This window comes from Bacillus sp. TH30 (assembly GCF_016650875.1).
In the GTDB taxonomy this organism is placed as follows: domain Bacteria; phylum Bacillota; class Bacilli; order Bacillales; family Bacillaceae_G; genus Bacillus_A; species Bacillus_A mycoides.
On sequence record NZ_JAEKEY010000002.1, the window covers coordinates 1051418 to 1077427 of the forward strand.

General features: G+C 35.1%; 30 protein-coding genes and 1 riboswitch. Of the genes, 4 read left to right on the plus strand and 26 right to left on the minus strand.

Annotation, left to right across the window (positions count from 1 at the left end; all coding sequences use genetic code 11):
- The 4 genes from der to JFU20_RS07545 form a co-directional block, all read right to left on the minus strand.
- A complete protein-coding gene (der, locus tag JFU20_RS07530) occupies positions 1-1311 on the minus strand; it encodes a ribosome biogenesis GTPase Der (RefSeq protein ID WP_002011811.1) in 1311 nt (436 codons plus the stop codon).
- A 124-nt stretch (positions 1312-1435) separates the two neighbouring features.
- Positions 1436-1621 (minus strand): capping complex subunit for YIEGIA, encoded by a 186-nt coding sequence (locus JFU20_RS07535; RefSeq protein ID WP_002086624.1) that lies wholly within the window; start codon positions 1619-1621, stop codon positions 1436-1438.
- Positions 1618-2511, minus strand: a complete 894-nt coding sequence (locus JFU20_RS07540) for a YIEGIA family protein (RefSeq protein ID WP_002086625.1) — start codon at positions 2509-2511, stop codon at positions 1618-1620. Before JFU20_RS07540 ends, JFU20_RS07535 begins: the two co-directional genes overlap by 4 nt.
- Positions 2504-3115 carry a YphA family membrane protein gene (locus tag JFU20_RS07545; protein ID WP_201038508.1) on the minus strand — a complete coding sequence of 204 codons (612 nt, stop codon included), beginning with the start codon at positions 3113-3115 and terminating at the stop codon, positions 2504-2506. The genes JFU20_RS07540 and JFU20_RS07545 overlap by 8 nt, the downstream gene beginning before the upstream one ends.
- A gap of 117 nt (positions 3116-3232) precedes the next feature.
- Here JFU20_RS07545 and JFU20_RS07550 point away from each other — a divergent pair, with 117 nt between their 5' ends.
- Positions 3233-3367, plus strand: coding sequence for a YpzI family protein (locus JFU20_RS07550; protein ID WP_000513901.1), 135 nt, complete (start codon positions 3233-3235; stop codon positions 3365-3367).
- A 194-nt stretch (positions 3368-3561) separates the two neighbouring features.
- Here JFU20_RS07550 and JFU20_RS07555 read toward each other — a convergent pair whose 3' ends face one another.
- The 5 genes from JFU20_RS07555 to JFU20_RS07575 all read right to left on the minus strand — a co-directional run bounded on the left by JFU20_RS07555 (position 3562) and on the right by JFU20_RS07575 (position 8055).
- On the minus strand, positions 3562-4281 hold the full coding sequence (locus tag JFU20_RS07555) for a hypothetical protein (protein WP_002166075.1): 720 nt from the start codon (positions 4279-4281) through the stop codon (positions 3562-3564).
- 251 nt (positions 4282-4532) lie between these two features.
- A complete protein-coding gene (locus JFU20_RS07560) occupies positions 4533-5582 on the minus strand; it encodes a type 2 isopentenyl-diphosphate Delta-isomerase (RefSeq protein ID WP_002011801.1) in 1050 nt (349 codons plus the stop codon).
- 12 nt (positions 5583-5594) lie between these two features.
- Positions 5595-6743 (minus strand): 30S ribosomal protein S1, encoded by a 1149-nt coding sequence (gene rpsA, locus JFU20_RS07565; protein WP_002064519.1) that lies wholly within the window; start codon positions 6741-6743, stop codon positions 5595-5597.
- A 330-nt stretch (positions 6744-7073) separates the two neighbouring features.
- Positions 7074-7751 (minus strand): (d)CMP kinase, encoded by a 678-nt coding sequence (gene cmk, locus JFU20_RS07570; RefSeq protein WP_002011798.1) that lies wholly within the window; start codon positions 7749-7751, stop codon positions 7074-7076.
- 130 nt (positions 7752-7881) lie between these two features.
- Positions 7882-8055, minus strand: a complete 174-nt coding sequence (locus tag JFU20_RS07575) for a DUF5359 family protein (RefSeq protein WP_002135263.1) — start codon at positions 8053-8055, stop codon at positions 7882-7884.
- Positions 8056-8268: 213 nt separating this feature from the next.
- On the opposite strand from JFU20_RS07575, the gene ansA reads away from it, so the two are divergent.
- Positions 8269-9243, plus strand: coding sequence for an asparaginase (gene ansA / locus JFU20_RS07580; protein WP_002030754.1), 975 nt, complete (start codon positions 8269-8271; stop codon positions 9241-9243).
- A 34-nt stretch (positions 9244-9277) separates the two neighbouring features.
- Here the strand turns inward: ansA and JFU20_RS07585 are convergent, their stop codons facing one another.
- The 12 genes from JFU20_RS07585 to JFU20_RS07640 all read right to left on the minus strand — a co-directional run bounded on the left by JFU20_RS07585 (position 9278) and on the right by JFU20_RS07640 (position 19288).
- Positions 9278-10258 carry a YpdA family putative bacillithiol disulfide reductase gene (locus JFU20_RS07585; RefSeq protein ID WP_201038509.1) on the minus strand — a complete coding sequence of 327 codons (981 nt, stop codon included), beginning with the start codon at positions 10256-10258 and terminating at the stop codon, positions 9278-9280.
- A gap of 109 nt (positions 10259-10367) precedes the next feature.
- Positions 10368-10898 (minus strand): peptidoglycan recognition protein family protein, encoded by a 531-nt coding sequence (locus JFU20_RS07590; RefSeq protein ID WP_002011791.1) that lies wholly within the window; start codon positions 10896-10898, stop codon positions 10368-10370.
- Between the two features lie 79 nt (positions 10899-10977).
- Complete coding sequence (locus tag JFU20_RS07595; RefSeq protein WP_201038510.1) at positions 10978-11214, minus strand: DUF3961 domain-containing protein; 237 nt, start codon at positions 11212-11214, stop codon at positions 10978-10980.
- 94 nt (positions 11215-11308) lie between these two features.
- Positions 11309-11518, minus strand: a complete 210-nt coding sequence (locus JFU20_RS07600) for a hypothetical protein (RefSeq protein WP_002126403.1) — start codon at positions 11516-11518, stop codon at positions 11309-11311.
- A gap of 80 nt (positions 11519-11598) precedes the next feature.
- Positions 11599-12885 (minus strand): NAD-specific glutamate dehydrogenase, encoded by a 1287-nt coding sequence (gene gudB, locus JFU20_RS07605; RefSeq protein WP_000225168.1) that lies wholly within the window; start codon positions 12883-12885, stop codon positions 11599-11601.
- A gap of 348 nt (positions 12886-13233) precedes the next feature.
- Positions 13234-13842, minus strand: a complete 609-nt coding sequence (locus tag JFU20_RS07610) for a genetic competence negative regulator (protein ID WP_002011786.1) — start codon at positions 13840-13842, stop codon at positions 13234-13236.
- Positions 13843-13919: 77 nt separating this feature from the next.
- Positions 13920-14795, minus strand: a complete 876-nt coding sequence (locus JFU20_RS07615; protein ID WP_002011784.1) for a MerR family transcriptional regulator — start codon at positions 14793-14795, stop codon at positions 13920-13922.
- The gene (locus JFU20_RS07620) at positions 14795-15571 is read right to left on the minus strand and encodes a metallophosphoesterase (protein WP_033715709.1); all 777 of its coding nucleotides are present in this window, start codon (positions 15569-15571) and stop codon (positions 14795-14797) included. Before JFU20_RS07620 ends, JFU20_RS07615 begins: the two co-directional genes overlap by 1 nt.
- 71 nt (positions 15572-15642) lie before the next feature.
- Positions 15643-16122 (minus strand): LysM peptidoglycan-binding domain-containing protein, encoded by a 480-nt coding sequence (locus tag JFU20_RS07625; protein WP_002030746.1) that lies wholly within the window; start codon positions 16120-16122, stop codon positions 15643-15645.
- Between the two features lie 22 nt (positions 16123-16144).
- Positions 16145-16708, minus strand: coding sequence for a CPBP family intramembrane glutamic endopeptidase (locus JFU20_RS07630; RefSeq protein WP_002064506.1), 564 nt, complete (start codon positions 16706-16708; stop codon positions 16145-16147).
- Positions 16708-18237 (minus strand): RecQ family ATP-dependent DNA helicase, encoded by a 1530-nt coding sequence (locus JFU20_RS07635; RefSeq protein ID WP_002086642.1) that lies wholly within the window; start codon positions 18235-18237, stop codon positions 16708-16710. The genes JFU20_RS07630 and JFU20_RS07635 overlap by 1 nt, the downstream gene beginning before the upstream one ends.
- Positions 18227-19288: a YpbB family protein gene (locus tag JFU20_RS07640; protein ID WP_002086645.1), complete on the minus strand. Its 1062-nt coding sequence runs from the start codon at positions 19286-19288 to the stop codon at positions 18227-18229. Before JFU20_RS07640 ends, JFU20_RS07635 begins: the two co-directional genes overlap by 11 nt.
- Positions 19289-19585: 297 nt before the next feature.
- Here JFU20_RS07640 and JFU20_RS07645 point away from each other — a divergent pair, with 297 nt between their 5' ends.
- Positions 19586-19834, plus strand: a complete 249-nt coding sequence (locus tag JFU20_RS07645; RefSeq protein WP_001151994.1) for a ferredoxin — start codon at positions 19586-19588, stop codon at positions 19832-19834.
- Between the two features lie 117 nt (positions 19835-19951).
- Here the strand turns inward: JFU20_RS07645 and JFU20_RS07650 are convergent, their stop codons facing one another.
- Complete coding sequence (locus JFU20_RS07650; RefSeq protein ID WP_201038511.1) at positions 19952-20530, minus strand: ECF transporter S component; 579 nt, start codon at positions 20528-20530, stop codon at positions 19952-19954.
- A gap of 163 nt (positions 20531-20693) precedes the next feature.
- Positions 20694-20833: riboswitch (FMN riboswitch) on the minus strand.
- Positions 20834-21081: 248 nt separating this feature from the next.
- Between JFU20_RS07650 and JFU20_RS07655 the strand changes: the two genes are divergently transcribed.
- On the plus strand, positions 21082-21768 hold the full coding sequence (locus JFU20_RS07655) for a hypothetical protein (protein WP_002011767.1): 687 nt from the start codon (positions 21082-21084) through the stop codon (positions 21766-21768).
- 183 nt (positions 21769-21951) lie between these two features.
- Here the strand turns inward: JFU20_RS07655 and JFU20_RS07660 are convergent, their stop codons facing one another.
- From JFU20_RS07660 to resD, 4 genes are all read right to left on the minus strand, one after another.
- Positions 21952-22566, minus strand: coding sequence for a peptidoglycan DD-metalloendopeptidase family protein (locus JFU20_RS07660; RefSeq protein WP_002166077.1), 615 nt, complete (start codon positions 22564-22566; stop codon positions 21952-21954).
- 84 nt (positions 22567-22650) lie between these two features.
- Complete coding sequence (locus tag JFU20_RS07665) at positions 22651-23232, minus strand: cob(I)yrinic acid a,c-diamide adenosyltransferase (RefSeq protein ID WP_002011763.1); 582 nt, start codon at positions 23230-23232, stop codon at positions 22651-22653.
- Positions 23233-23374: 142 nt separating this feature from the next.
- Positions 23375-25150 (minus strand): sensor histidine kinase ResE, encoded by a 1776-nt coding sequence (resE, locus tag JFU20_RS07670; RefSeq protein WP_002011760.1) that lies wholly within the window; start codon positions 25148-25150, stop codon positions 23375-23377.
- Positions 25150-25866, minus strand: a complete 717-nt coding sequence (resD, locus tag JFU20_RS07675; RefSeq protein ID WP_002011758.1) for a DNA-binding response regulator ResD — start codon at positions 25864-25866, stop codon at positions 25150-25152. Before resD ends, resE begins: the two co-directional genes overlap by 1 nt.
- Positions 25867-26010: the final 144 nt, after the last annotated feature.

A 26010-nucleotide genomic window follows, 5' to 3' on the forward strand; every position in this document is an offset into this window, starting at 1 on the left:
TTAGTCTCTTGCTCTAGCGATAATGTGAATCGGCGTTCCTACAAAACCGAACGCTTCACGTAAACGGTTCTTTAAGAAGCGCTCATATGAAAAGTGCATTAATTCTGTATCGTTTACAAATATAACAAATGTTGGTGGTTTTACCGCAACTTGTGTCGCATAGAAGATTTTCAGACGGCTACCATTATGTGTCGGCGTTGGATTCATCGCTACCGCATCCATAATTACATCATTTAATACATTCGTTTGTACACGGATGCTATGGCTTTCATTTACCTCATTGATAACCGGTAATAACGTTTGTGTACGCTTTTTCGTTTTCGCAGATAAGAATACAATCGGTGCATACTCTAAAAATTGGAAATGAGCACGGATGTTTTCTTCAAATGCTTTCATTGTTTTTTCATCTTTTTTCACTGCATCCCATTTGTTTACAACGATAATAACAGCTCGTCCTGAATCATGAGCATATCCAGCGATTTTTTTATCTTGCTCAATAATTCCTTCTTCTCCGTCTAAAACGACTAAAACAACGTCAGAACGTTCAATCGCTCTAAGTGCACGAAGTACACTATACTTTTCTGTACTTTCGTATACTTTCCCTTTTTTACGCATACCAGCTGTATCGATGATTACATAATCTTGATCATCTTTACTATATGGTGTATCAACAGCATCACGTGTCGTTCCCGCTATATTACTTACAATTACACGTTCTTGACCAAGAAGTGCATTTACAAGTGATGATTTCCCTACGTTTGGACGTCCAATTAAAGAGAAACGGATTGTTTCATCGTCATACGCTTCTTCTTCAATCTTTGGAAAATGATTTGCAGCTTCATCTAACAAATCACCAAGTCCTAAACCGTGTGTACCTGAAATCGGGAATGGCTCGCCAAATCCTAATGCATAAAAATCATAAATATCACTACGCATGTCTGGATTATCAACCTTATTTACCGCAAGTACAATTGGTTTTTTAGAACGGTATAAAATTTTAGCAACTTCTTCATCTGCTGCAGTTACACCATCGCGACCATTCGTCATAAAAATGATAACATCCGCTTCATCAATCGCTACTTCCGCCTGTTGACGAATTTGTGTCAAGAACGGCTCGTCTCCAATATCAATTCCACCTGTATCAATAATGTTAAACTCATGATTTAACCATTCTCCCGCACTATAAATACGGTCTCGCGTTATACCTGGTATATCTTCTACGATTGAAACTCTTTCTCCAACAATTCTATTGAAAATAGTAGATTTCCCCACGTTCGGGCGGCCTACTATCGCTATTACTGGTTTCGGCATATACTTTCATCCTTTCAACTTGCTTCTGTTTATTATGTAAAAAACCCTTCTTTGTGCAAGAAGGGATTTGCATTCCAGAATATTTCTCAACGTATCAAAACACCTCACATTATACCACACGTTACTAATGTTTCACAATAATATATACATTATCTTGTAAGCGATGTGCAATACCATCTAAAATAGCCTCTAAATTATTTGCAACAAATTCCAGTTCCTCTGTCGACTCGCAAATAAATAAAGGGGCACCACCTGCAAATTTCTCTGGCGTTGTTGTAATGACTGCGAGAATAACACTTTCTAACATCATCTCTTATCTCCCCTTCCTTTCGGAGCTTCTGATGACATATGAACAGCACTCTCTAATGTTGGTACATTTCCGATTACCCCTATCGCTTTTTCTGCATCTTGATCTTGCGGCAGAACAAAAATCCCAACTCTCCCATCCTCTAAATCACGCTTCGCTAACGGTACAAGTGCCGGCGTTCCAGAATCTCTATATATTCCTAAAGCAACCGAAACATCATGTAAAATAGCTTGCCGTTGTCCTAAGTTTGAGATTGTAACCATCGCATCTATCGATTTCGGTTTTAAAATAAATCCCATTCCATATTTCATAATTTCTTCTTGCCTTGCTGGTAATCCAATATTCATAATGTAAATATTATCAATATAAAGTCCCGCTCCTTCAAAACGAAGTGGAACGTGCTCTATTTCTACAAGGTCATGAAGTCTTTTACCTGACATTAATTTTTTCGCAATGAAAAAACTTACTATACCAGTAATTACCCCGGCAATCCATGAATCGAATCCTATATACGCAAACGTTGTTACAAACGACGTTAACATCGCCAAGTAGTTACGACTTTCAAATACTAATGCAATTCCTTCAATGTATGTATTACCACGTGGTACGAGCTCATATCCATCTAATTGTTGAAGCGTATTTCTTTCCATATTGCGCACATCACGAAATTGCGTCGCTGCTAACGTAAGAAATGTAATTGCAGAGAAATCTTTTTTCAAAACAGACGGAATCGCAATTGCTCCTAAGGCAGCCGCAATTAATCCCATCGCGATATGAATAATTTTCCCGTGAAGCCTCGTCGGATATTGCCTCGTATCGGTACGAAGCATTAACAACCTAGTTATTGTACCTGCAATTACGCCACATAAAATAGCTGGTGTATATTCAGTCATGTATTACCCTCGCCTTTCTTTTACGTGTTTTCCTCTTAAATTGTTCCATATATACCGATGCCTTTGTAATCCAAAGTAAAATCGCCATAAATAAAGTGGAAACAGCAGCAACATCTAAAAAAGCTAAACTGCCGTATTCATAAGGAAAATGTAATTTACGAAAAATAAGCGTCACCAATAATTCTCCTTGTAACATCCCTATATACAAGGAGCATAATCGTAATATGCGATCCCCGTGCAATAAAACCGATGCATACACAAGTGCACCACTTAACAGCAACAACCTATCAACCACAATCCAAATTGGATCATATACTTCTAACAAATGAAAGCTTGTATATAACATTGCAATAATAAGTGCCGAAAGTAAGGTATATAATTTTTTCCAAATAGAATATAACGCGATACCTACAAAAGAAATAATACAAAGCAAAAGGGCATTTACCGATATCGTGAAAGAAGCAATCGTCACATTTAACGGAGAACAAATAATAAAAATTAATATACAAGCACTTATCTTCCAACGAATAGATTCCTTTTCCATAAAAAAGGTCACGACAATCCACCCTATCCAAGCAACAAAATAAAAAGTACTCCCATCCATCATTTCACCTCCTATGATTTCCATTATGGGAACTTTTTATGAAAGTTAATCCTCCTTTTCTTTGTGCATAGTTTTTCTCATAACAGCAAAACTTTTAATAAGGAGGTGTAACTCACAATGGGTAAAGATCGCCAAGAACGAAAGCTAAGAGAATCACGCCGCGTTGAATCTGATCGCGACCAATCGCTTCAATATCCCGGTGCAACAAGTCTTGATACACCGGAGCAAGCTCGAAAGCAAAATCAGCATTAAATAAAGTGAAACTTCAGTGGGGGATTATTAGCCCACACCAATCAAGCTGCCCTCAAATAGGCAATACAAAAAGACGGTTTCGATATTGTACGAAACCGTCTTTTTACACAATTATTTTATTTATTTCTACTCGTAATATAATTCTTTTGTTTTCGCATTATAAACCCTATCACTCAACGAGGCATTAATCGTAACTACACCTGTTGGTTTTTAGAATATGTAATAACATAATACGTATGTAGAGAAGGATCTTTACTCTTTACCTCTACACGTACATAATCCGTCTCTCTTATCTCATTTAACTTTCGCTCAACCTCTTTTTTCGCACCTACAATATCTTCTTTTTCTCCTTTAATTTCCCTACTCACAATGGTATTTCCTTGATCAGAAAGTAATACTACTTCAGCATTACTTAAACTCACTTCATTTGGTATATTAAAATAATAAATTGTATACGAATCTTCCGATGGATTTTTGTCTTCTCCTAATTCCCTTGGCAAAATTAGTGCTTCTATTCCACTTCCTGCATTCACCGTTGGATTCCTATACAATTTATTCCCGACTGCAATTGCAATATTCGTCGTTTTAATTGCTGATTGTGCTGTTGTTGAACTAGAATCTCCTTCTCTTACATTTGAAGTTAATGAAATTTCAACCTTTTTCTTATATCCAGAAACCGCTGTATCTTCTCTTATATTTCGTGCATGGATGTTAAAATCTTCACTATTATATGTAATGCGTCCTATTGTATTTTTACTATTTGAAGATACATTATCTCCTTTTTTATTAACATCCTCATCCCCAAAATTATAGTGAATTTTTCCTTGTTTCTTTTGACTCTTAAATAGCAATCTCTTATCTTGTTTTATCGCTAACCAGCTATATAGAGAGGAATACTTTCTTACTTTTGCCATGTTTCTCTCCACAAACATGGCAAAAGTAAGAATACTCCAATAATTCAGCGGCATATTTTCTACATTTCTTCATTTTTATAACCCCTTTTTTTCAATTTTAGCTTTTCTGTATGATATTTATATATACTTTTATCATAATGTAAACTCTCTCTTTTTTCCATTTATAGAATTATATAGAATGATAACTTCTCGCCTTCCCTCTTCATTTTACGAAAATAAAACGCAAAAAAATCAACCGGATGGTTGATTTTTTATCGCCTACTATAATGTGCAGTGTCAATCCCTCGCTGCGCTAACCAATGGTACGTTTCACCTTTTACAACAAGAGGTACAGATTGTAACTCTTCTATCGTCTTCACGCCAAGAGCTGTCATAATAAATTTTAAATCTGTATGTAAAAGATCAATTTCATCCACTAAATTCTCAACACCATCTTGCATTAAAATACGTAAAAAGTATCCAGCAAACGCAGTTGTATTCGCCCCTAATGCGATTGCCTTCGCCACGTCAAGTGCTGTTTGTATACCCCCAGATGCAATAAAAGAGAGGTTATTATTTGTAGAGGTTGCTTCAATAATCGAGGTAGCTGTTTGTATGCCCCAGTTATTAAAATAAGAAAGCATTCGCTGTCTTCTTTCATTTTCAACAGCAGCAAAATTCGTACCACCTTGTCCGCCAATATCAATTGCTGTTATACCTATATTCGCTAACTGTTGTACTGTTTCCTTACTCATTCCAAAACCGACTTCTTTTACGATGACAGGTACTTTACTTTTTAAAACTATTTTCTCAATCCGCTGAAGTACACCAGTAAAATCACGGTCTCCTTCTGGCATCGTTAACTCCTGTATGACATTTAAATGAATTTGCAGTGCATTCGCTTCGATCATATCAACGGCACGCTCTGCCTGTTCGACAGTTGCCTCACTTCCTAAGTTTGCGAAAAAAATCCCATTCGGATTTACTTTCCTAACAACTTTATACGAAGCCGCTTCACTTTCATCTTTTAAAGCTGCCATTTGCGAACCTACAGCCATAGCAAGGTTATGATGTTTCGCTACATATGCTAATTGCTCATTAATATGTAATGTTTGCTCTCCTCCACCACCAGTCATCGCATTGATAAAAATCGGCGAACTTAGTGAAAGTTCGCCGATTTTTGTTTCACATGTTATAGTGTCATAACTTGAATTTGGCAAGCTTTGATGCACAAAATCAATATCATGAAAGCCATGCGTACGAGACTGACCAGTAGAAAGAGCATATTCAATATGATCTAATTTACGTTTTGCCCTTACCACTTGTACCCCTCTTTATTTCTTTAATTTTTTCAGTTGTTCACCAATAATATCACTTAACTGGAAAGTAGCCGAATCAGCATTTGGCTCATATTGGCTATAATCTTCTGTTACATTATTTTCTTCAAGCGTTTCTTTTATGCTTAAAGAAATACGTTTTTCTGCTACATGGACTTCAAGTACTTTCACTTTTACTTCTTGTCCCATTTCCAATACTTCATTTGGATTTTTCACGTGACGATTTGCAATTTGAGATACATGCACAAGCCCTTCAACACCAGGTAAAATTTCAACAAATGCACCGAATGTAACAAGGCGTTTTACTACTCCCTCACGAATATCTCCAGCCTTTATTTCGCCAGCAACATTTTCCCAAGGTCCCGGCTGAGCTGCTTTAATTGATAAAGAAATACGTTGTGTATCAGCATCAACAGATAACACTTTTACCTTTACCTTTTGACCTTGCTCTAATACCTCAGAAGGTTGCTCTACACGTTCGTGTGAAATTTGTGAAATGTGAACTAAACCGTCCACACCACCAACGTTAACGAAAGCACCAAAATCCGTTAATCGTTGTACTGTTCCTTCAACAACATCTCCTTCTTTTAACGAAGAGATTGCTTCTTTTTTCTTAGAATCTAGTTCTAGTTCTACTACGGCTTTATGCGAAAGGATTACACGATTTTTTTCACGGTCTAATTCAACAATTTTCACCGCTAATGTTTTTCCTTTATAGTCAGCAAAGTCTTCTACATAATGTACTTCTACAAGTGAAGCTGGGATAAAACCACGAACACCAAGGTCCACAACTAACCCACCATTCACGATATCTTTTACAGTAACATCAAATACATGACCAGAATTAAATTTTTCTTGTAATTCTACCCACGCTTTTTCTGCGTCAACAGCTCTCTTAGATAAAACAAGATCATCATCTTCTAATTTAATAATTTTCAATTCAAGTGTTTGATCTAATTCTACAACATCGCTTGCTTTTTCAATATGAACGTTAGCTAATTCACTAATCGGAATTACGCCATCTGTTTTGTATCCAACATTTACAAGAACTTGTTTCTCTTCAACTTTCGTTACAGAACCTGTAACAACGTCACCAACTTGTAATTCTTTTGAATTCATAACTTCTTCATTCATTTTCTCTACCATGGAAATACCTCCCTACAGAATTGACAAAGCATTTTTATGTATATACGAAATGAAAACAAATGTTTTCATTTGCATGTTTAAGAATTTATCATCACATATTCTGTTTCAATACAGTTCACAAGAAACTATATTAAATCTATATAAATAGTATACAGCAAAATCATCTTGAAGAAAGTATGATTTGAAATATAATAGCGAATATATTCTGACAGTTTTTTCTCTCTGTAACTAACTTCTTACAAATTAGCCCATTTGTCAAGAAAAGAGACTTATAATTCACTTATCCTTTACATTTCAAAAAAAATAAAGAAAGAGGATAGTCCTCTTTCTTTATTTCGCAAATACTCCTGAAACAATACCCATAATTTTTTGGACAACTTCTTCAATTGATAAAGAAGTTGTATCTAATTCCAATGCATCATCAGCTTTTTTCAAAGGAGAAACTTCGCGTTCTGAATCTAATTTATCACGCCTAGCAATTTCTTCCCTTAACTGCTCTAAATTAGAATCGAAACCTTTATTCATATTTTCTAAATGTCTTCTTTCCGCTCTTTCTTCTACAGAAGCAAGCATAAAGATTTTCACTTCAGCATCTGGTAGTACATGTGTACCAATATCACGGCCATCCATTACTACGCCGCCTTTTTTAGCTAATCCTTGTTGACGACGTACCATTTCTTCACGAACAAGACGATGCTTTGCTACAATAGATACACGATTCGTCACATCTGGCGTACGAATCACTTCAGAAACATCTTGTCCATTTAAAAATACAAGTTGTGTATTTTCCCCTTGCTGAAATTCAATATTTACATTTTTTACAACTTCCATTAACTTTTCTTCATTTTCAATATCCACTTTTTGTTCAAGGGCTGCATATGTAATAGTACGGTACATTGCGCCTGTATCAATGTAAACATATGAAAGTTTTTTTGCAACCACTTTTGCAACTGTACTTTTCCCAGCAGCCGCTGGACCATCTATAGCAATCGAAATTCGTTTATCCATTGTAACACCTCATTTTTCACTTATAAAACAAAACGAAAAGCAGGTATTTTCCCCCTGCTTCTTCTCATTTGCCTCGCGTCATTAAATCCTCAATAATTGTAGCATAATCCATCATAGAAGAAAATGAAAACTACTTATTCACCTGTAAGATTTCCGCCTTATTTTTCGTGACGACACCTTCGTAATAAACAATTTTCGATAAATATTTCACTGAAGATTTATGTATAAAAAGCAGTTGGACGACAGAAAGAAAAATAAATTGAATCAGTAATATACGAATTATAATTTTCTCCACTTTTTTCAAAAAAACTCACTCCTTCCCTCTCTACACCTACACATCTACTCTCATAAATTTCCATAAACAAAACCTAACCTAATAACCACTTACCGGAGCACACTTAAAGTAATTTATTTTATTGTCATTTTCTAAGCCTACTTTTATACATTTTCATTGTCGAATTTACTCAAAACATGTTATGTTCTAAATGTATTTTTCAACTTGAAAGGGGTATAAGCATTGAAAAGAATCCTAGTTTTACACACAGGTGGAACAATTGCAATGGAGGAAGATAAAGAAACTGGGGTCGTACAACCAGGTAAAAAAAATCCTCTTTTAAAATTTATTCCTGATTTAGAAGGCGATGTTGATTTAATTGTCGAAGATGTGTTCCATCTTCCATCTCCTCACATGACTCCTAGCGAAATGCTACAATTGCAAGTCATCATTGACGAAAGAGTAAAACAAGACGATATTCACGGCGTAGTCATCACGCATGGTACCGATACATTAGAAGAGACAGCTTATTTTCTTGATTTAACAGTTCAAGCAACTATCCCAATCGTTGTGACAGGGGCAATGCGTTCTAGTAATGAATTAGGTGCCGATGGTCTATATAATTTCTTATCAGCTGTAAAAGTTGCTAGTAGTAATGAAGCTGCTGAAAAAGGCGTTCTAGTCGTATTAAATGACGAAATACATTGTGCTACAAATGTAACAAAAACGCACACAAGTAATGTCGCGACATTCCAAAGTCCACAGTACGGACCAATTGGCATGGTAACAAAACGTGGTGTTGTTTTCCATCATGCTTTAGTGCATCACGAAACATGCACAGTACGACAGATTTCTAAAAACGTTGTCGTTCTAAAAGCATACGCAGGTATGGATGATACATTATTATCAGCAATCGAAACACTACCAGTAGACGGAATTGTTATTGAAGCACTTGGACAAGGTAATTTACCTCCAAGAACACTTCCTAGTCTAGGGCGATTAATAGAAAAAGGCATTCCAATTGTATTAGTTTCACGCTGCTTTAACGGTATCGTTCAAGACGTATACTCTTATGAAGGTGGCGGAAAACAATTAAAAGATATGGGCATTGTTTTCACCTACGGTTTAAACGCTCAAAAGGCGCGAATTAAATTACTAGTCGCACTAGAAAACACAAACTCTCACGAAACAATCCAACATATGTTTATGCACGATTAAAAAAGAAGCTGTCGAAGATTTCGACAGCTTCTTTTTATTCTTCTCTTGATGCAATGGTTTGCGCAATCGCATCTCCATGGAATCTACCGTTCTCGATAAATATTTCATTTGCGTTATTCCCCGCAGCAATTACACCTGCAATAAAAATATTTTCAGCGTTTGTTTCCATACTACCCTCTATATAAATCGGGCGCCCTGTTTCTTCATCAATCCGGACTCCCATTTTCGTTAAGAAGCTGTGGTCTGGATGGTAACCCGTCATAGCAAATACAAAATCGTTTTGAATTGTATTTGCCCCACCATCTACTGTATACGTCAACGTATGCTCAGTAATTTCTTTTACATGCGCATGGAAATGCATTTGAATTGTCCCATTTCGTACTAACGCCTCAAATTCCGGCAAAATCCACGGCTTAATACTTGGCGAGTATTCCCCACCACGGTATAGAACTGTTACACGTGCACCCGATTTAACAAGCTCTAACGCTGCATCTATACTTGAATTCTTACCACCTATTACAACGATATCTCGATCAAAATAAGGGTGTCCTTCTTTGAAATAATGAGCTACTTTCTCAAGTTTCTCACCAGGTACATTCATATAATTCGGATTATCATAATATCCAGTTGCGACAACAATGTATTTCGCAACATATATTTCTTTGTTTCCGTCACGCTTCGTCGTTTCAACTTTAAAAACATCACCATCTTTTTGAACTTGTTCCACTCGTTCAAATGCATTTACACGTATAGATTTACGCTTTACTACTTCACGATAATACGCAAGCGCCTGATTACGAAATGGCTTACGATTTTCTGTAATAAAAGCAACTTCACCAATTTCTAATTTTTCACTAGAGGAGAAAAATGTTTGATGAGTTGGATAATTATAAATTGCATTTACAATGTTTCCTTTTTCGATTACTAACGGATTTAACCCCACTTTTTGCAACGAAATCGCCGCTGCTAATCCGCATGGACCGCCTCCGATAATAATAACTGTTTCTTTTTGCATACTTAGTTCACTCCTAGTCTTCTACCTCTGCTCTATTTATATAAACAAGAAAAAACCTACTTACAGCAGTAGGCATCTATCTTTATTGTATTCATTTTTCATATATTTGTCATCTAAACGAAACATACATCCGATAGACATCTGCTAAAAACTGCTGAAATTTAATTCCTTGTTGCCCTAATACATTCTCAGGATCGATTTTCCGAGTAGGATCCAACGTTTTGTGTGACACAATAGCCTTTTTAGGATTTAAACCGAAATTTTGACATAAATAAGCGTGATACCACGTAAAACGAGTATACGCCTCCCAAAAGTTTACGTCGCCACCATAGCAAAGTTCAACCCCAATTGCAGCCTTATTCGCATCATAACCGAATAACTCATTATCCGTTGGCACATTGTATCGAACATGGTACGCAACTTCATTTATAGGGACAATTTCTAATATTGTTTTATCATCAATAAATGTATGCGCTGAAGCTTTCGGTTGTATTTCATTAAAGTAATCCCTATTTCCTATCGCATTGCTACCAGGGTTCCCCGTGTCATGACTTACAATAAATCTTACTTTTGAAAGAGGAATTCCCGGTCGTGAATTTCCATACCCAATATAGTTACGCTCTATAGGGAACATCGCCATTACTACCAACTCCCGCTCTAAAAAATTACCTTACTTCCTTATATATGTATTCGGTGGCAATGTCCTTATGGCATATTTCTTATGCGAAGAGAACATCGAAAATATTTGATGTGAATACCATAAATAATACAATACTTACAGCCACTCCGTAAAAACCGTAAAACCAAATACAATCTTCTTTCGTATCTAAACCGAAAAATTTATTTACCGATTGTAATAATGTGCCACGCTTGCTTTGTTTGTTTCGTAATACTCCCACTCGTTCTACAACATCTGCTGGCATCATAAATCTTTGGTCTACTGTCATTTTCATCATTTATCTCTCCTTAAAATCATTTCCGTTTTGCTTATCTAAGGAAAGTATAGCACGTTTGTTCGTGCAGAACAAGCGTTCTTTTTTATTTTTTATTCTATTTTTCACCAAACCAAGTAATAATTGTGAATATAAACGCGATAATTGGTCCAACTACAACTGCACCAAATATTAAAAACAATAATCCTTCGCCGAACACCCGAACGACACTTGTTTTTCGGGCTCTCTTAGCTCTTGCAAGTTCACCCTCTAACACCTTAACCTTTTCTTCTAATTGGTCTACTCGTTCCATTATTTCATTCCCCATATACAACACCTCATTTAATACTTCAACAAAAAAACGCGATTCCCTCGAAAGGAAATCACGTTTTCTCAAAACATTATATATTATACCCAACCTCTGAAGCGACTAGCCTCAGCCATTTTACGAACACCAATCATGTATGCAGCTAAGCGCATGTTCACTTTACGAACTTGTGATGTTTCATAAATTGAATCGAATGATTTTACCATTACTTTTTCTAAACGTTGTTCTACTTCTTCCTCAGTCCAGTAGTAACCTTGGTTATTTTGTACCCACTCAAAGTAAGATACCGTAACGCCACCCGCACTTGCTAATACGTCTGGAACAAGTAAGATACCACGATCTGTTAAGATTTTTGTTGCTTCTAATGTAGTTGGACCATTTGCAGCTTCAACCACAATTTTCGCTTTAATCTTATCAGCATTTTCTTCTGTAATTTGGTTCTCAATTGCAGCAGGAACTAAAATGTCGCAATCAAGTTCTAACAGTTCTGTATTTGAAATTGTATTATTAAATAGTTTTGTTACAGTACCGAAGCTATCGCGACGATCTAGTAAGTAGTCAATATCTAATCCATTCGGATCATGTAGTGCACCGTAAGCATCTGAAATTGCAATTACTTTCGCGCCTGCATCATGCATAAATTTAGCTAAGAAGCTACCCGCATTACCAAATCCTTGAACAACAACGCGTGCACCTTTAATATCAATGTCACGTTTTTTCGCAGCTTCACGAATACAAATTGTTACACCTTTTGCAGTCGCTGTTTCACGTCCGTGTGATCCACCTAATACAAGTGGTTTACCTGTAATAAATCCTGGTGAATTAAATTCATCGATACGGCTATACTCATCCATCATCCATGCCATAATTTGTGAGTTTGTAAATACATCTGGAGCCGGAATATCTTTTGTCGGACCAACAATTTGGCTAATTGCTCGTACATAACCGCGGCTTAATCTTTCCAATTCACGGAAAGACATCTCACGTGGGTCACAAATGATTCCACCTTTACCTCCACCATATGGTAAATCAACAATACCACATTTTAAACTCATCCAAATAGAAAGTGCTTTCACTTCATTTTCTGTTACGTTTGGATGGAAGCGAATTCCACCTTTCGTTGGACCAACAGCATCATTATGTTGTGCACGATATCCTGTAAATATTTTAACAGTCCCGTCATCCATACGAACTGGAATTTTCACTGTCATCATACGAATTGGTTCTTTCAATAATTCATATACTTCGTTTGGATAACCCAATTTTTCTAATGCTTCATTAATTACAATTTGTGTTGAATTTAACAATTCAAAATGTTGTTCCCCTTGTTGTTGTGTTTTCGTTTGAGTTCCCTTTTCGGCTACCATAGTAAGTAAACCCCCTGTAATTTCACTTGTTTAGTAAACCTTCATTGCCTAGTATACACCGTTAAATTTGGAATGCAATAGAAAACGCTAACAAATATATACAAACTATTTTGTATTGCAAGCGTTTTCACTATTATTATAGTCCTTTTATTGCTTTTAGAAAAGTAAAATACTTAAATATTTAAATATTTTTTATTTTCATCAAAATACATTCGATAAAACAATTATTTCATCAAGAAATACTGATTACATTTTAACATACAGATCGGCTAGCCTTGTTACCTACACTTCGTTTTATAGATTTTAGATTTTCATCTGAATAAAAATAAAACCTCAAGCTACGTTACATTAGCTGAGGTTTTGTTTTTTCACAAAGTAATTGTATATTTGTTCAATCGCTTGAGAATCCATTAATTCTTTACCATATTCCATTACGCGGTAAATTGTTGCTGTTGACGGATTACCGTACTCCGCTAAAATAGCTATAAAATCCGCCTTCAATAATTGAAATTGCTCTTCTTCTTCTATCCAAAGATAAAAACGATCATCCCACGTATACAACTTCCCATCAGTTACACCAAGGTTATATAAGCGATTTGACAAATTGATTACATCATCTAATGTAGCAAACTCGTAAAGTATATGTTCACTTTCATCAAGAGTCACTTGCATTTCAATAAACTCGTCACGGAACTCATCTTCTGTGTCCACTTCGTGATTTTCTTTTGTTACAATTACAACCATACCTTGAGCTTGTAGAGAAAATACTTCAACAGCAATCGGTCCATCCGCTTCAAACCCTAATTCTGTATTTGCTTCTTGCATCATATCACGGAATAGTTGCTGTACTTTCGGTGCATTTCTCCACAAATCTTCTTTCGTTAATCCTCGTTCAGATAAATCATCAAATGTTAGGAAAATTTTAATCTTATTATAATTTAAACGTTCCAGTCTCATCTCATACCCTCCCTACGTAACCATTGCATCTAATTTTTATTATATGAAATAGAAAATAGATGGTTCTTTTCGAACGACTATTCCGGCATCTTTAACCATCCATCCCATTCTTCTTTCGTGTTACCGATTAGGATATTTTGAAGATTTAATTGATCTCCAATGCCTTTTCTTCCTATAAAACCACCAGAGATGTTTTCATTTTTTTCTTGCAACAAGTCAATAAATTCTACTGCCTCTTCAAGTTCTCGTTCATCATCAAAAGATATAAACAAATATTTAGGTTGTAATTGTTCAATAGCTAGTAAAATACCTTCTTCATCTAAACTTGTCCCCATATACATTGTTTGATATCCTTTTAGTCGTAAATACGTCGCGAAAATAAATCCTTTTAATATATTATTTTCTAAAACGAAAACTTTGTTAACGGAAGAATACACCGACGCATTATGATAGATCATTCCTAAACGTGTTTGTAAGAATGATACAACATATTTGAATTGCGACATTGTAATCTCATTATTACTTTTTAAAGTTAACAACTTGTTTGCCACTTGAAGAATGATGCTTGCAACAACCTTTTCCGTTGAATATATACTAAAAACCTCGTTTAATAATGCAGAAATTGTAATTTCATCAAATTCTAACAAAGCTTGTAGTATATCGTCCACTAAAACAACTTCTGTATCAGTAATTTTTTCTTTTTGAACGTTGTTCTGCAACCGATTCCCTTCTAATAACTGAACTGCTTGTCCAATCATCATCCCCTCAGAAACTTTGTTCATTAACCATTTCAAAATATGAATATGCTCTTCTGTATATAAACGATGCCCCGCACGATTTCTCTTTGGGGCAATAATATGATAGCGTCTTTCCCATGCGCGAAGTGTACTCGGTTGAATTCCGAGTATATTTGAGACAGCTTTTATATTATATTTTCCATTTGAATTCGGCATTATTTCCCTCCGCATAACGTAATGATATGTGTTTGGGAAGGTGCCCGAAAACGAAGAGGGAACAATGTTGTTCCATACCCATTACTAACAAAGAGAGTCGTATTAGAATGCTTATATACGCCACCCTTTAAATACTTTTCAGATGGAAACAACCGAATCTGGCCTCCATGTGTATGTCCACTTAATACGAGCGAAATTTGTTCATTACCAGACATTTTCTTTATTATATCTGGGTTGTGACTAATTAAAATGCGAAAACCTTCTTCTTTACAATCAGACAACGCTAAATCTAAACGATCTCGTTCTAATCCAACATCATCGATACCGAGTAAGCAAATTTTCTCTCCTAATTCAGATTCAAATACAACTCTTGTATTATCTAATACCTTCACATTATTTTCTATTAATAAAGCATCTAATTCGTGATATTCAATTTCATAGTCATTATTTCCCCATACAAAATATACAGGGGCTATTTCTCTTAACTTTTGAATATTTAAAGAGATTTGCGATAAAGGTACTCCTTTTTCAGCTAAATCACCGCCAATAACTACGATATCTGCTTTTCCTTTCACTCGTTCAATTAGCGAGCTAGAAATGATCCTTCTATGAATATCCGAAATAAAAAAAACTTTAACTTTTTGAAAACTTTCCGGAAATTCTTCGAATACTAAAGTATGTTCCAACACTGTATTACGCATCGCTTCTTTATACATTCCAAGAAGACATACAAAACCAATGCATATGAGAGTACATAATAATATAATCCATGACATATATTTTTTACTCTCCCTCCTCGTAAAGTATAGTCCTTAATTTTATGTGGAGCTATATATCACTCATTTAGCTAGCTCTCATACTTCGTGGACTTATCTTTTATAGGAATTTTCAATTCTTGTCCTACCTTCACTTCGTCTTCTTGTAAATCATTATACTTTTTTATTATTTCTATCCCATCTTCATCTGAGAAATATTGCTTCGCTATACTTTCTAAAGTTTCTCCATCTTTCACAACATGAGTTGCTACTTTCTCAGACTGCTTCTTTGATTCAGTCTTAGCGGAATCAAAGAAAATTACTTCAAACGCACTTTTCTCAGCATTATTACTATCACTTTTTACCTGTATATACTTATCTGTATACCATAGGATACTAATAGGTAACAATATGAACAAAAATGTTAACACTCGGACGAAAATGTGATTCATTTTAAACTTTGGTTTGTTCTCTTTATTTCTATGAATTTCACTACGCGGCGGTAAACTTTCATCTTCTTCCACTTGCTCAACTTCTAACTCCTCTTCAAAATCAGGAATTCGTTTTCTCATGTTGTTCACCACCACCTTCCATTTATTTTCTTAATTGGAGCCCCATTATAAAATCAACAAGAAAGTGTGCAAAGATTGTTATAAACAAATTTCCTGTCCACTCGAATACATAACCAAAAACAAAACTAATAAAGCAGACGAAACAAAACAAAAAAGGCTTCGTTATATACCGAATATGTAACACAGCAAAAATTAAACTCGCTATTACAATTCCGAAATGAGTCTGCACTACACCTCTAAATAAAAACTCTTCCGCAAAGCCAATAATAAACGTGATAACGAGTAAATGCATGACAGAAATCCCTTGAAACATTCTATCGTTAATGCCACCATCATCAAACCAAGATTCTGGAAACACTCGCATTGCAACATAATCTAATAACACAATACAAATCGCTAACAAGCTACCTATTAAAAGTATAGAAACCGGTTCCCATTTCCATAAACTATAAACTTCTCTTTTATCTTGAAATAATATATATGCTAGTAAACAACCGATACCAATAATGATTAGTTGTGTTATGTAGAGATTCAGTCTTATTTCTCTCGGACTCATATCTTCAACATTATGCCTTTGAATGTTCATCATTCCTCCATCTTTCCTAGGCCGAAAAGCTTTTGTAACTCTGTTTCCCAATTATAGTCGAAAACTAACTGTTGCGCTCGTCTTTTTTTATAATCCGTTTTTGTAATACCACAGTAATCACAACAGTTTTCTATCTCTTTTTCTTTTCTATAACCGAATTGTTGTAATAAATATTCACGTCTACATCCTTGAACTTGTATCCATGACTTCATATTTTCTAACTCACTATATTTATTACGCATTCTCACTTCCACTTCCGCTATTAATCTGTGCATTATTTCATCTGACAAGCTCTCTAGCATGAGATTTCGCTGTTGTATGATTCCAAGATGTTCGAGATGATAACGTGTAAAGCGCCAATACTGTTCATTAAATCTTGCTGCATTATAACAAATTTCTTCTACATCTTCTAATGGTAATACTTTCGTTTGAAACATTCTTTCTTGTAGTAACGAAAATAAAAATTGTATTTGCGATTTACTTGGTAATTCATCTTCAATGATTGAAATTGGCAAATCGTGATCCAATGGACTACATAATAAAATGGCTATACTCAATTCTCCATCTCTTCCAGCTCTTCCAATTTCTTGTAAATAGGAAGCTACATTTGTCGGATATTGAAAATGAATAATATATCTTGTATTCGCCTTATTTACCCCCATCCCAAAAGCACTTGTACATATTACAATTTGCAACTGGTCATTCATAAACTGTTGTTGAATTAACATACGCTCTTCATGTTCCATACCACCATGATAAAAAGCTACACCTGTAATTCCTTTTCCTCTTAAATACTCGGTTAAACGCTCTGTCCAGGCCCTACTTGAACAATAAACAATACCAGGCCCTTGCAAATACATTACATGCTCAAAAAGCGCCTCTTTTTTTTCTTCTATTGTTTCCACAAATTGCACTTCCATCGCAATATTTGGACGATCAATTGAGTACACATGCTCAGCAATATTTTTTAGATTTAAACTTTCCGCTATATCTCGCAGTACATCCTTTGTCGCAGTTGCTGTTAATGCTAGTACTGTCGGAGATCCGATACTCTCAATTACTTTATCTAATTTTTTATAATCTGGCCGAAAATCATAGCCCCATTGTGAAATACAATGCGCTTCATCTACGACAAATAATGAAATATGAATTTTTTTCAATTCTCTTATTAGAAGTTCCGACTGCAACATCTCTGGTGATACGAAAACAAATTTATAAAAAGATAGCTTTTTCATTGCTTCTCTTTTTTCAATTAACGTCCGAAAACTATTCAATGCAATAACTCGATTTTTCACGACATACTTTAATTGCGTAACTTGGTCTTCCATTAAAGATAATAATGGTGATACAACAAGCACCGTACCCTCTTGTAGAAGCCCCGGAAGTTGATAACACATTGACTTTCCCCTTCCAGTCGGAAGCATTGCTACAACATCTTTTCCTTCCAATAAGTCCGTAATAACTCCTTTTTGCCCCGGACGAAATTCAGAATATCCAAACCACTTATATAAATATTCCTCAAGCTTCATTTATACCCTCCATCCGTGCCAATACAAGACGTACTTCAAAATAAGAGATTTCCTCTCCAACCGCTTGCTTCAACACACGCAATTTACGTGTTTGTAATGCTTCAATTACTTTTGTTACTTTTTCCATTTTTTCTTTTTCCATAAACATTTCAATAGAAAATTCTTTTTCTCGTAAAGCAATTTCTACAAAATGGTCTTCTATCGTGGCAACCTTCAAATTCCGAATTGTTGCTATTTCTTCTAAAGAGCGTCCTTGTCTCCAAAGATTATATGTTTTTTTCGTTGATAAACTAAATAAATCAGCTTTCTCATTTGGATAAGATATAATTTCAGCTAATAATGGAAACTCATTTTCTTTATTGCGAACTTCTTGAATAAGGAAATGAATTGTACCCCAAAATAAAAAATACACTCGAAATATATCTTGTTTCGTAATTTCCGCTAATTGTTGTAAAGTACACCCAATACGTTTATACCCAGTTAACCGATATATTACGATTGTCGCCTCTACTGGATTATTTTTTTGTAAAAGAGTATGCATTTCCTTCCATAATCTTTTAGCCAATTCACTTCTCATATACGGTATTCCAGTGAGAAAACGTTTCACCCACATCATTATTTCTGTATCCTGTTGAATTGGAATAAATTTCGTATTCGCCTGTTGTAAATTCGAAATGGTTTGAACGATCAATGATAATCTCTTCCAAAACGTTTCACCTATTTCACCATAGTGTAAACCATTTAAATATGTCGGAAAGGCAAAGTCACCTTCCCATTTGTTTAATTGCACGTTACCAGCAGTCGTTAACACATATGTATTATCATGTATACCTTGAACTAAATCCGTTTGTAACAACTTTGCAACTTCTTGATCATAATCAGCTCTATTTAATGACTTATAAATCCCAAACAAAAAAGAAATTTGAAACATATTCCCATCTTGTAATGTTTGCGACGATCTCTTTCCTTTTAATAAATAATAAATCGAAGAAACGGTTCTTTCACCATTCAATTGTTTTAAACAATATAATAAAGTATATTGTAGCTGCATTACCGCTTCCACCTCTCAGTCTAACTTCATTCCTTTTTCAATACGATTGCACATTAACTGCTATTCATTTAACTTATCATATTCACACTACATGCTTGTATATATTCTATTGTATCAAACGAAATAACATTTAAGTATTTTGAAAATCTTATGAAATAATTCAAAAATAAGTTGACACTCTAATTGATAAGCATTATCATTATAATTTTATGTTGAAAAGTTTTAAAAACCGTTTTACAATAAGATTATAATTTTTTGGCGAACTTTTCACATACATATTATCAGGAGGGAAAAAATATGGCAAAATATACAATCGTTGACAAAGATACTTGTATTGCATGCGGTGCTTGTGGTGCTGCTGCACCAGACATTTATGACTATGATGATGAAGGCATTGCATTTGTAACATTAGACGATAACCAAGGTATCGTTGAAATTCCAGATGTATTAATTGAAGATATGATGGATGCATTCGAAGGTTGTCCAACTGACTCAATTAAAGTTGCTGACGAATCATTTGATGGCGACTCTTTAAAATTCGAATAGTCTTTTATTAACTTCAAAAAATCCCCCTCATAAGTATGAGGGGGATTTTTTGCACTCTTTTTCATTCTCACTAACAAAAAAACCATTAGCAGTTACGCTGCCAATGGTTTAATATTTTTAAGCATTTTTCATTTTTGCAAATACCCATACTTTCAAGCGTGAAAATAATGCTACAAATACAATTGTTACAACAATTCCTTTAATTACATTAAACGGTAATATCGCCGTTACAATAGTTTGTCGCATAATATCACTAGACATAGCTGGTGAATTTAAAAACCAAGTGTACGCTGGTAAAATAATAAAGTAGTTTAACACACTCATAATAACTGTCATAGTAATTATACCTAGCATTAATCCTGTCGTTAAACTTTTTACTGTGCGATACTTTCGGAATAAGAATGCTGCTGGACCAATAAATAAACATCCCGCTATAAAGTTTGCTACTTCTCCTACTGGTACTCCCGTTAAACTTCCTTGAATTCCGTAATGCAAAATATTTTTTATCGCTTCTACAATTACACCTGCAATTGGACTAAAAATTATCGCCGCAATTAAAGCTGGCACATCACTAAAATCAATTTTTAAAAATGGCGGAAGCCCTGGGAATGGAAAATCCAACATCATTAGTAAATACGCAATACTACTTAGCATCGCTACACTCACCATCTGCACTACACTGTTTTTTTGTTTCATCTTTCTCTCTCCTTTTCCATCGATCTTCTCATGGAAAGTGGAAAGGTTCTGCTATGCCTATTTTTTCATAGAACGAAAAAACCCTTTGTGATTTACACAAAGGGAGAATTTTAAGGCACATCAAACAGACGTTCAAATACTTATCTTTTTTGAACGCTTGAACCTCCATCTTCTCCCATCCAGACTGTACTGTCGGCTTTGGAATCACACCAAATCCTGCCTTAACGGCTCGCGGGCTTAGAACGACATTATTAACTGTTCATCACCGCCGGTCGGGATTTTCACCCTGCCCCGAAGATAGACCGATATTCTATTTTCCACTTCATTATACAACAACATGATCGTATTGTGAACAAAAAAAGTGTAACTTACTAAAAATAAGTTATTGATTTTATATAATTAAAGAAACGATCACTATATTTTACAATACAACCCATATTTTTTATAATTCGGTATTTCTCTTATGAATCCCCCTAGTCATATGTCGTCAAAAGTGATAAGATGTTGAATTGTTAAGATAAGAACATTTTCTGAGTTATGGAGGAAATGTCATGAAGAAAGATAAAAGACACTCTATTCGAGAAGCAATGAAAAAGAACTTAAGAAAAGAATACTTTTATTTGAAAAAAGAATTACTTTTCTACTGTCCAATTGATCTAGGCACATTCTCAAGAGAGACATACTACGCTACTTTTGACCAAGATGGCATAAGTATTTATCAGTATGATAAAAAAACAGAAAGCAAATTAAAATTGTGTGAGCGTCATCCATGGAAGAGTTGGAATAAGGTAAAAGTTGATCACTATTTAACAACTTCTCAATTTATTTTCCAAGGTGAGCGAAACTGGATTTTATCCCTTTTCCAAAAAGGAAAAGAAGCTCAAAAAATAATTGAAGAACATACATCTTTACAAACGGAAGTTGTTTCCCGTCCGTTTTCCAAGAAACTTCCTGGTTTCCGTTCTGATACTCCATTGAATAAATACATCGGTAGCATTTGTTACACTGCACTTATTGCATTTTTATTAAAATGGATGATTCCATTTCAAGCACCACAAATCGCCCTGTATTCTCTTTCAATTGGCTTTATGCTTCTTGGTTTACTTTGTCTTACAATTGGTCTAATCGAACCAACTATCGTACTATTTCGGACAAAAGAAAAAACAAGAACAAAAGTCTTTTACTTATATAGCTACTTAGCTATTACTGGATTTATATGTGTCTTTATTTTTTGGTAAAAGAAGCCGTCCCAAAAGATCTTTTGGGACGGTTTTTCGTTAGGAATAGGTTGCTCTTATTGTCGTATTTTATTGTTAGTCGATATTTCTTGTCGAAATGTCGATATAATTTCATTTACTATCGCAATCTTAAATAAGAAGAAAATAAATCTATTCAAAAGTTATGCTTGTGGGACGTTGCCTTTACTTGACGTATAGTTGTTGGTTCGGATAGATTTGCTCTTGTCGCAATCCATTCCTCACTTTAATTTCCTCAACTGTCATACTAAATTTCCGGGCAATACCAACTAAAGTATCACCTTTTTGTACAATATATTGTGATGATGACACAACTTGATTTTTTTGTTCATTTAAAACAAGCAACGGATTCATCGCATTCCTTTTCTCCATCGTCCATCTCCCTTGATGCACTTCTAAATGTAAATGTGCTCCTCGCGATTCTCCTGTATTCCCTACCTCTCCAATTAGCTCTCCTTTTGAAATGTTATCACCTTGAACTACATATCTCTTATTTAAATGCGCATAAACAGCCTCATATTCTCCATGTTTAATAAACACAACATTTCCATAACTACTTGAAAAATAAGACTTTGTCACCTTACCATTTTGAATAGCTGCAACAGGCGTTCCAATAGGCGCAGCTATATCAATACCATAGTGTTTCCCATGTCTTGTCCCAAAATAATCACTTATCTGCCCATCAACAGGCCATATCCACTGATTCCCTTCAGCGTAAACATGTAATTGAGATAAAAATAATACACTTAATATCACCACGCCACATTTTAACGCTTTCATATACATCCTCCGTTTTCTAATAACCGTCATACCTTCTCTATTGTGGGATATTACAGAAAAAAGTATACAAAAAAAGAAAGTGTATTACTCCACTTCCTTCTCTTCTTTATTACGAAAAACAAGTGCACTACGGTTATACTCCACATCTTTCACTTGTAAACGCGCATTTATTACTCTAGCAAGCGCAAATAAATAATCAGATAACCTATTTACATACTTTAGAACAATTTCATTGGTTTCTCCTTCTTTTTGCAATGACACTATACAACGTTCTGCTCTTCTTATAACTGTACGTGCAATGTGTAGTGCAGCCGATATCTCGCTACCGCCTGGTAAAATAAAACGCTCTAAAGGCGGCGCTTCTTCTGTATACGAATCAATTCGTCTCTCTAAATACTCGACCATCTCTATCGTTACTTTATAAGGGATTTTCTTCTCTACTATTGCTAAATCCCCTCCACAATCAAATAGTTCATGTTGAATATTTTCAAGTTCGTTATAAATGTTACGAAAACATTCCTCTTGTAATTTAGACATGGCATATCCGATATGAGAATTCGCCTCATCAATTGTTCCATAAGCTTCTACACGTATATGATCTTTATCCACTCGGCCACCTATGACACTCGTTTCCCCTTTATCACCTGTTTTTGTATAAAGTTTCATTTCATTATGACACCTCTCTTTTTATTTTCATTCTGATTATTAAAGAAAAAAACTCTACCATTCTTTATTTAATTGCACTTACAAAAAAATAAAAAAACAGTAAAGCTTTTATTCATGATCAACTTTTAAAAAACATATATATCTAAATTATACGATTTGGTAAATATACAGAGAATGTAGTTCCTTCTCCAACGACACTTGATACAAAAATCTTCCCGTCATGACCTTGAACAATATTTTTAGCAATCGCAAGCCCGAGTCCTGTTCCAATTTTTTTCCCGCGAGTTCTCGCTTTATCAGCTTTATAGAATCGATCGAACAAGAACGGAATATCTTCTTCTGGAATACCAGCACCTGAATCTTGCACTTCGAAAGTAAGGCCACTATTTTTCGTATTAATTACAAGTGTAACATGTCCACCTGCATTTGTATGACGGATTGCATTATCAATTAAATTCGTCAGTACCTGTTCCATACGGTCTGCATCAAACGGATATTGTTCAATTGGACTTTGGAAATCCACTGTTAATTGGACTTCTTTATCCTTTGCAATCCCCTGGAATTTACGGCCAATTTTTTCGACAAATGGATGAATATCTACTTCTCCTATATGTAACTCTACATGTCCACTTTCCATACGGGCTAAATCTAATAACTCATTTACAAGTTTACCTAAACGAACAGATTCATCATAAATAATTTGAACAAACTCATTAATTTCTTCTTTCGTTTGCACAATATCATCTAAAATTGCTTCACTATATCCTTGAAGCATTACCATCGGTGTACGAAGTTCATGTGATACATTCGCAATAAAGTCTTGACGCATTTTCTCAAGACGACGCTCCTCCGTCATATCTCGCAATACTGCTACAGCTCCACGAATTTTTGTTTGATTGTAAAGCGGTGTCATAAGAACTACGTAGTTACCTTTTTGCAAATTAATTTCAACAACTTGTTGTTGCTCACTTTCTACAACGAGATGGAATAGTTCAACAAGTTCAGAAGGCAGTTTTTTAATTAACTCTACTTCTTTTTCTTCTTGCCAAACTTGTAAGAAGTGTTCTGCCGGTGGGTTGATAACAACGACTTCACCTTCTTGATTTAACGTAACAACACCATCTGCCATACTACTCAAAATGCTAGCTAACTGCTCTTTTTCTTGCTGCAGGGCATTCATATTAAACTTCAACTGTTTCCCCATTTGATTTAAAGCAGTTGCAAGCTCACCAATTTCGTCCTGCGACACCATAGGGGCTTTCGTATCAAATTTCCCGCGCGCTACCTCAAATGCAACCTCACGCATTTTACGAAGCGGTGCCGTAATTCGAGTAGATAAGAAAAATGCAAAGAAAGTTGTTAAAATAATCGCAATCCCGGCTGATAAGAAAATAAAATCAGTCGTTCTCTCCATACCTTGTATTGGAACTTGCAATGATTCATATACAAACACTGCACTTTGATTTTTTGACTGTACTGGTTTCCCGACGATCATAATATCATTTTCAGTATTTTTATTCTTCCTACTATTAGAAGCTTTTCTAATATTATTCTTAATATCCTTTTTATCTGTAAAAACAGCTGCTAATTCTTTATCATTTTTCAAATCATCTATTGTAAGAGTAACTAATCCTTCTTGTTTCGGCGAAGAAGAAATTTCCTTACCGTCTTCTACAATGATAATCCTTGAAAGTGGATCAGAAAATTTGTAAGCAATATCCTCAATCGTTTTTACATCGGCACCTTCTTCAATTAATTCCGTGACACTTGTTGCAACTTTCTGAAGCCTAGCTTCACTCATATCAACATAATACGTTCTAAAAAACTGTGAAAGTAAAATAGCAACAAATCCAAGAACAAACGAAACGAGAAGTAATATGGTCATCCATAACTTCCCTACTACACTTCTCCAAAGCATCAGTCGTTCACAACCTCAAACTTGTAACCTACGCCCCAAACGGTAACAATCATTTTCGCTGCATCTGGTGATTGTTTACTTAACTTTTCACGTAAACGCTTTACATGCGTATCAACTGTACGTAAATCTCCGAAGAACTCATATTGCCATACTTCTTTTAACAATTGCTCACGGTCAAAAACTTTATCCGGGGATTTCGCTAAGAATAATAGTAATTCATATTCTTTCGGTGTTAAGTTTACTTCATTACCATCCGCTGTAACGCGGTGCGCATCATTATCAATTGTTAAATGAGGGAAAACAGTAACATCTTTCGTCGTTGTATCTTGTGTAAAGAATGTCGTTGGTACAGCGCGGCGTAATACCGCTTTCACACGAAGTACTACTTCACGCGGGCTAAACGGCTTTACAATATAATCATCAGTTCCAACTTCAAACCCTTGTACCCTATTTACTTCTTCACCTTTTGCTGTCAGCATAATAATTGGCGTCGCTTTCTTCTCACGAATCCCTTTACACACTTCGATACCATCTTTACCAGGCATCATAATATCCAGTAGGATTAAATCATAATCATTTTGTAACGCCATTTCTAAAGCTGTATCACCATTATCCGCTTCTTCAATTGTGTATTGCTCTCTTTCTAAATACATCTTTAATAAACGACGAATACGATCCTCATCGTCTACAATTAAAATTCTTGATTCATTTTCCATTTCTACCCGCTGCGTACTTTTACCACAACGGTTTACACCTACCCTTCTACAATATAATGTTGCACCTATCCTCGTTTAATTAAGCATTTTTTAACGTTCCACTTCCCATATTATGCTTCACAAGAATAATAAAGTTTGTTCATT

Bases quoted from the DNA above. Each gene is read 5' to 3' on its own strand.
- resD (WP_002011758.1), bottom strand. From the start codon at position 25,866: ATGGAAAATGAATCAAGAATTTTAATTGTAGACGATGAGGATCGTATT.
- JFU20_RS07650 (WP_201038511.1), bottom strand. From the start codon at position 20,530: ATGAAACAAAAAAACAGTGTAGTGCAGATGGTGAGTGTAGCGATGCTA.
- JFU20_RS07640 (WP_002086645.1), bottom strand. From the start codon at position 19,288: ATGCAGCTACAATATACTTTATTATATTGTTTAAAACAATTGAATGGT.
- resE (WP_002011760.1), bottom strand. From the start codon at position 25,150: ATGCTTTGGAGAAGTGTAGTAGGGAAGTTATGGATGACCATATTACTT.
- der (WP_002011811.1), bottom strand. From the start codon at position 1,311: ATGCCGAAACCAGTAATAGCGATAGTAGGCCGCCCGAACGTGGGGAAA.
- JFU20_RS07585 (WP_201038509.1), bottom strand. From the start codon at position 10,258: ATGCAAAAAGAAACAGTTATTATTATCGGAGGCGGTCCATGCGGATTA.
- JFU20_RS07610 (WP_002011786.1), bottom strand. From the start codon at position 13,842: ATGAGACTGGAACGTTTAAATTATAATAAGATTAAAATTTTCCTAACA.
- JFU20_RS07550 (WP_000513901.1), top strand. From the start codon at position 3,233: ATGGGTAAAGATCGCCAAGAACGAAAGCTAAGAGAATCACGCCGCGTT.
- rpsA (WP_002064519.1), bottom strand. From the start codon at position 6,743: ATGGTAGAGAAAATGAATGAAGAAGTTATGAATTCAAAAGAATTACAA.
- JFU20_RS07625 (WP_002030746.1), bottom strand. From the start codon at position 16,122: ATGAGAAAACGAATTCCTGATTTTGAAGAGGAGTTAGAAGTTGAGCAA.
- JFU20_RS07620 (WP_033715709.1), bottom strand. From the start codon at position 15,571: ATGTCATGGATTATATTATTATGTACTCTCATATGCATTGGTTTTGTA.
- JFU20_RS07660 (WP_002166077.1), bottom strand. From the start codon at position 22,566: ATGAAAGCGTTAAAATGTGGCGTGGTGATATTAAGTGTATTATTTTTA.
- JFU20_RS07545 (WP_201038508.1), bottom strand. From the start codon at position 3,115: ATGGATGGGAGTACTTTTTATTTTGTTGCTTGGATAGGGTGGATTGTC.
- JFU20_RS07630 (WP_002064506.1), bottom strand. From the start codon at position 16,708: ATGAACATTCAAAGGCATAATGTTGAAGATATGAGTCCGAGAGAAATA.
- gudB (WP_000225168.1), bottom strand. From the start codon at position 12,885: ATGGTAGCCGAAAAGGGAACTCAAACGAAAACACAACAACAAGGGGAA.
- JFU20_RS07600 (WP_002126403.1), bottom strand. From the start codon at position 11,518: ATGGGGAATGAAATAATGGAACGAGTAGACCAATTAGAAGAAAAGGTT.
- JFU20_RS07615 (WP_002011784.1), bottom strand. From the start codon at position 14,795: ATGCCGAATTCAAATGGAAAATATAATATAAAAGCTGTCTCAAATATA.
- JFU20_RS07590 (WP_002011791.1), bottom strand. From the start codon at position 10,898: ATGGCGATGTTCCCTATAGAGCGTAACTATATTGGGTATGGAAATTCA.
- JFU20_RS07555 (WP_002166075.1), bottom strand. From the start codon at position 4,281: ATGGCAAAAGTAAGAAAGTATTCCTCTCTATATAGCTGGTTAGCGATA.
- JFU20_RS07535 (WP_002086624.1), bottom strand. From the start codon at position 1,621: ATGATGTTAGAAAGTGTTATTCTCGCAGTCATTACAACAACGCCAGAG.
- JFU20_RS07635 (WP_002086642.1), bottom strand. From the start codon at position 18,237: ATGAAGCTTGAGGAATATTTATATAAGTGGTTTGGATATTCTGAATTT.
- JFU20_RS07540 (WP_002086625.1), bottom strand. From the start codon at position 2,511: ATGACTGAATATACACCAGCTATTTTATGTGGCGTAATTGCAGGTACA.
- JFU20_RS07595 (WP_201038510.1), bottom strand. From the start codon at position 11,214: ATGATGAAAATGACAGTAGACCAAAGATTTATGATGCCAGCAGATGTT.
- JFU20_RS07655 (WP_002011767.1), top strand. From the start codon at position 21,082: ATGAAGAAAGATAAAAGACACTCTATTCGAGAAGCAATGAAAAAGAAC.
- cmk (WP_002011798.1), bottom strand. From the start codon at position 7,751: ATGGATAAACGAATTTCGATTGCTATAGATGGTCCAGCGGCTGCTGGG.
- JFU20_RS07665 (WP_002011763.1), bottom strand. From the start codon at position 23,232: ATGAAACTTTATACAAAAACAGGTGATAAAGGGGAAACGAGTGTCATA.
- JFU20_RS07645 (WP_001151994.1), top strand. From the start codon at position 19,586: ATGGCAAAATATACAATCGTTGACAAAGATACTTGTATTGCATGCGGT.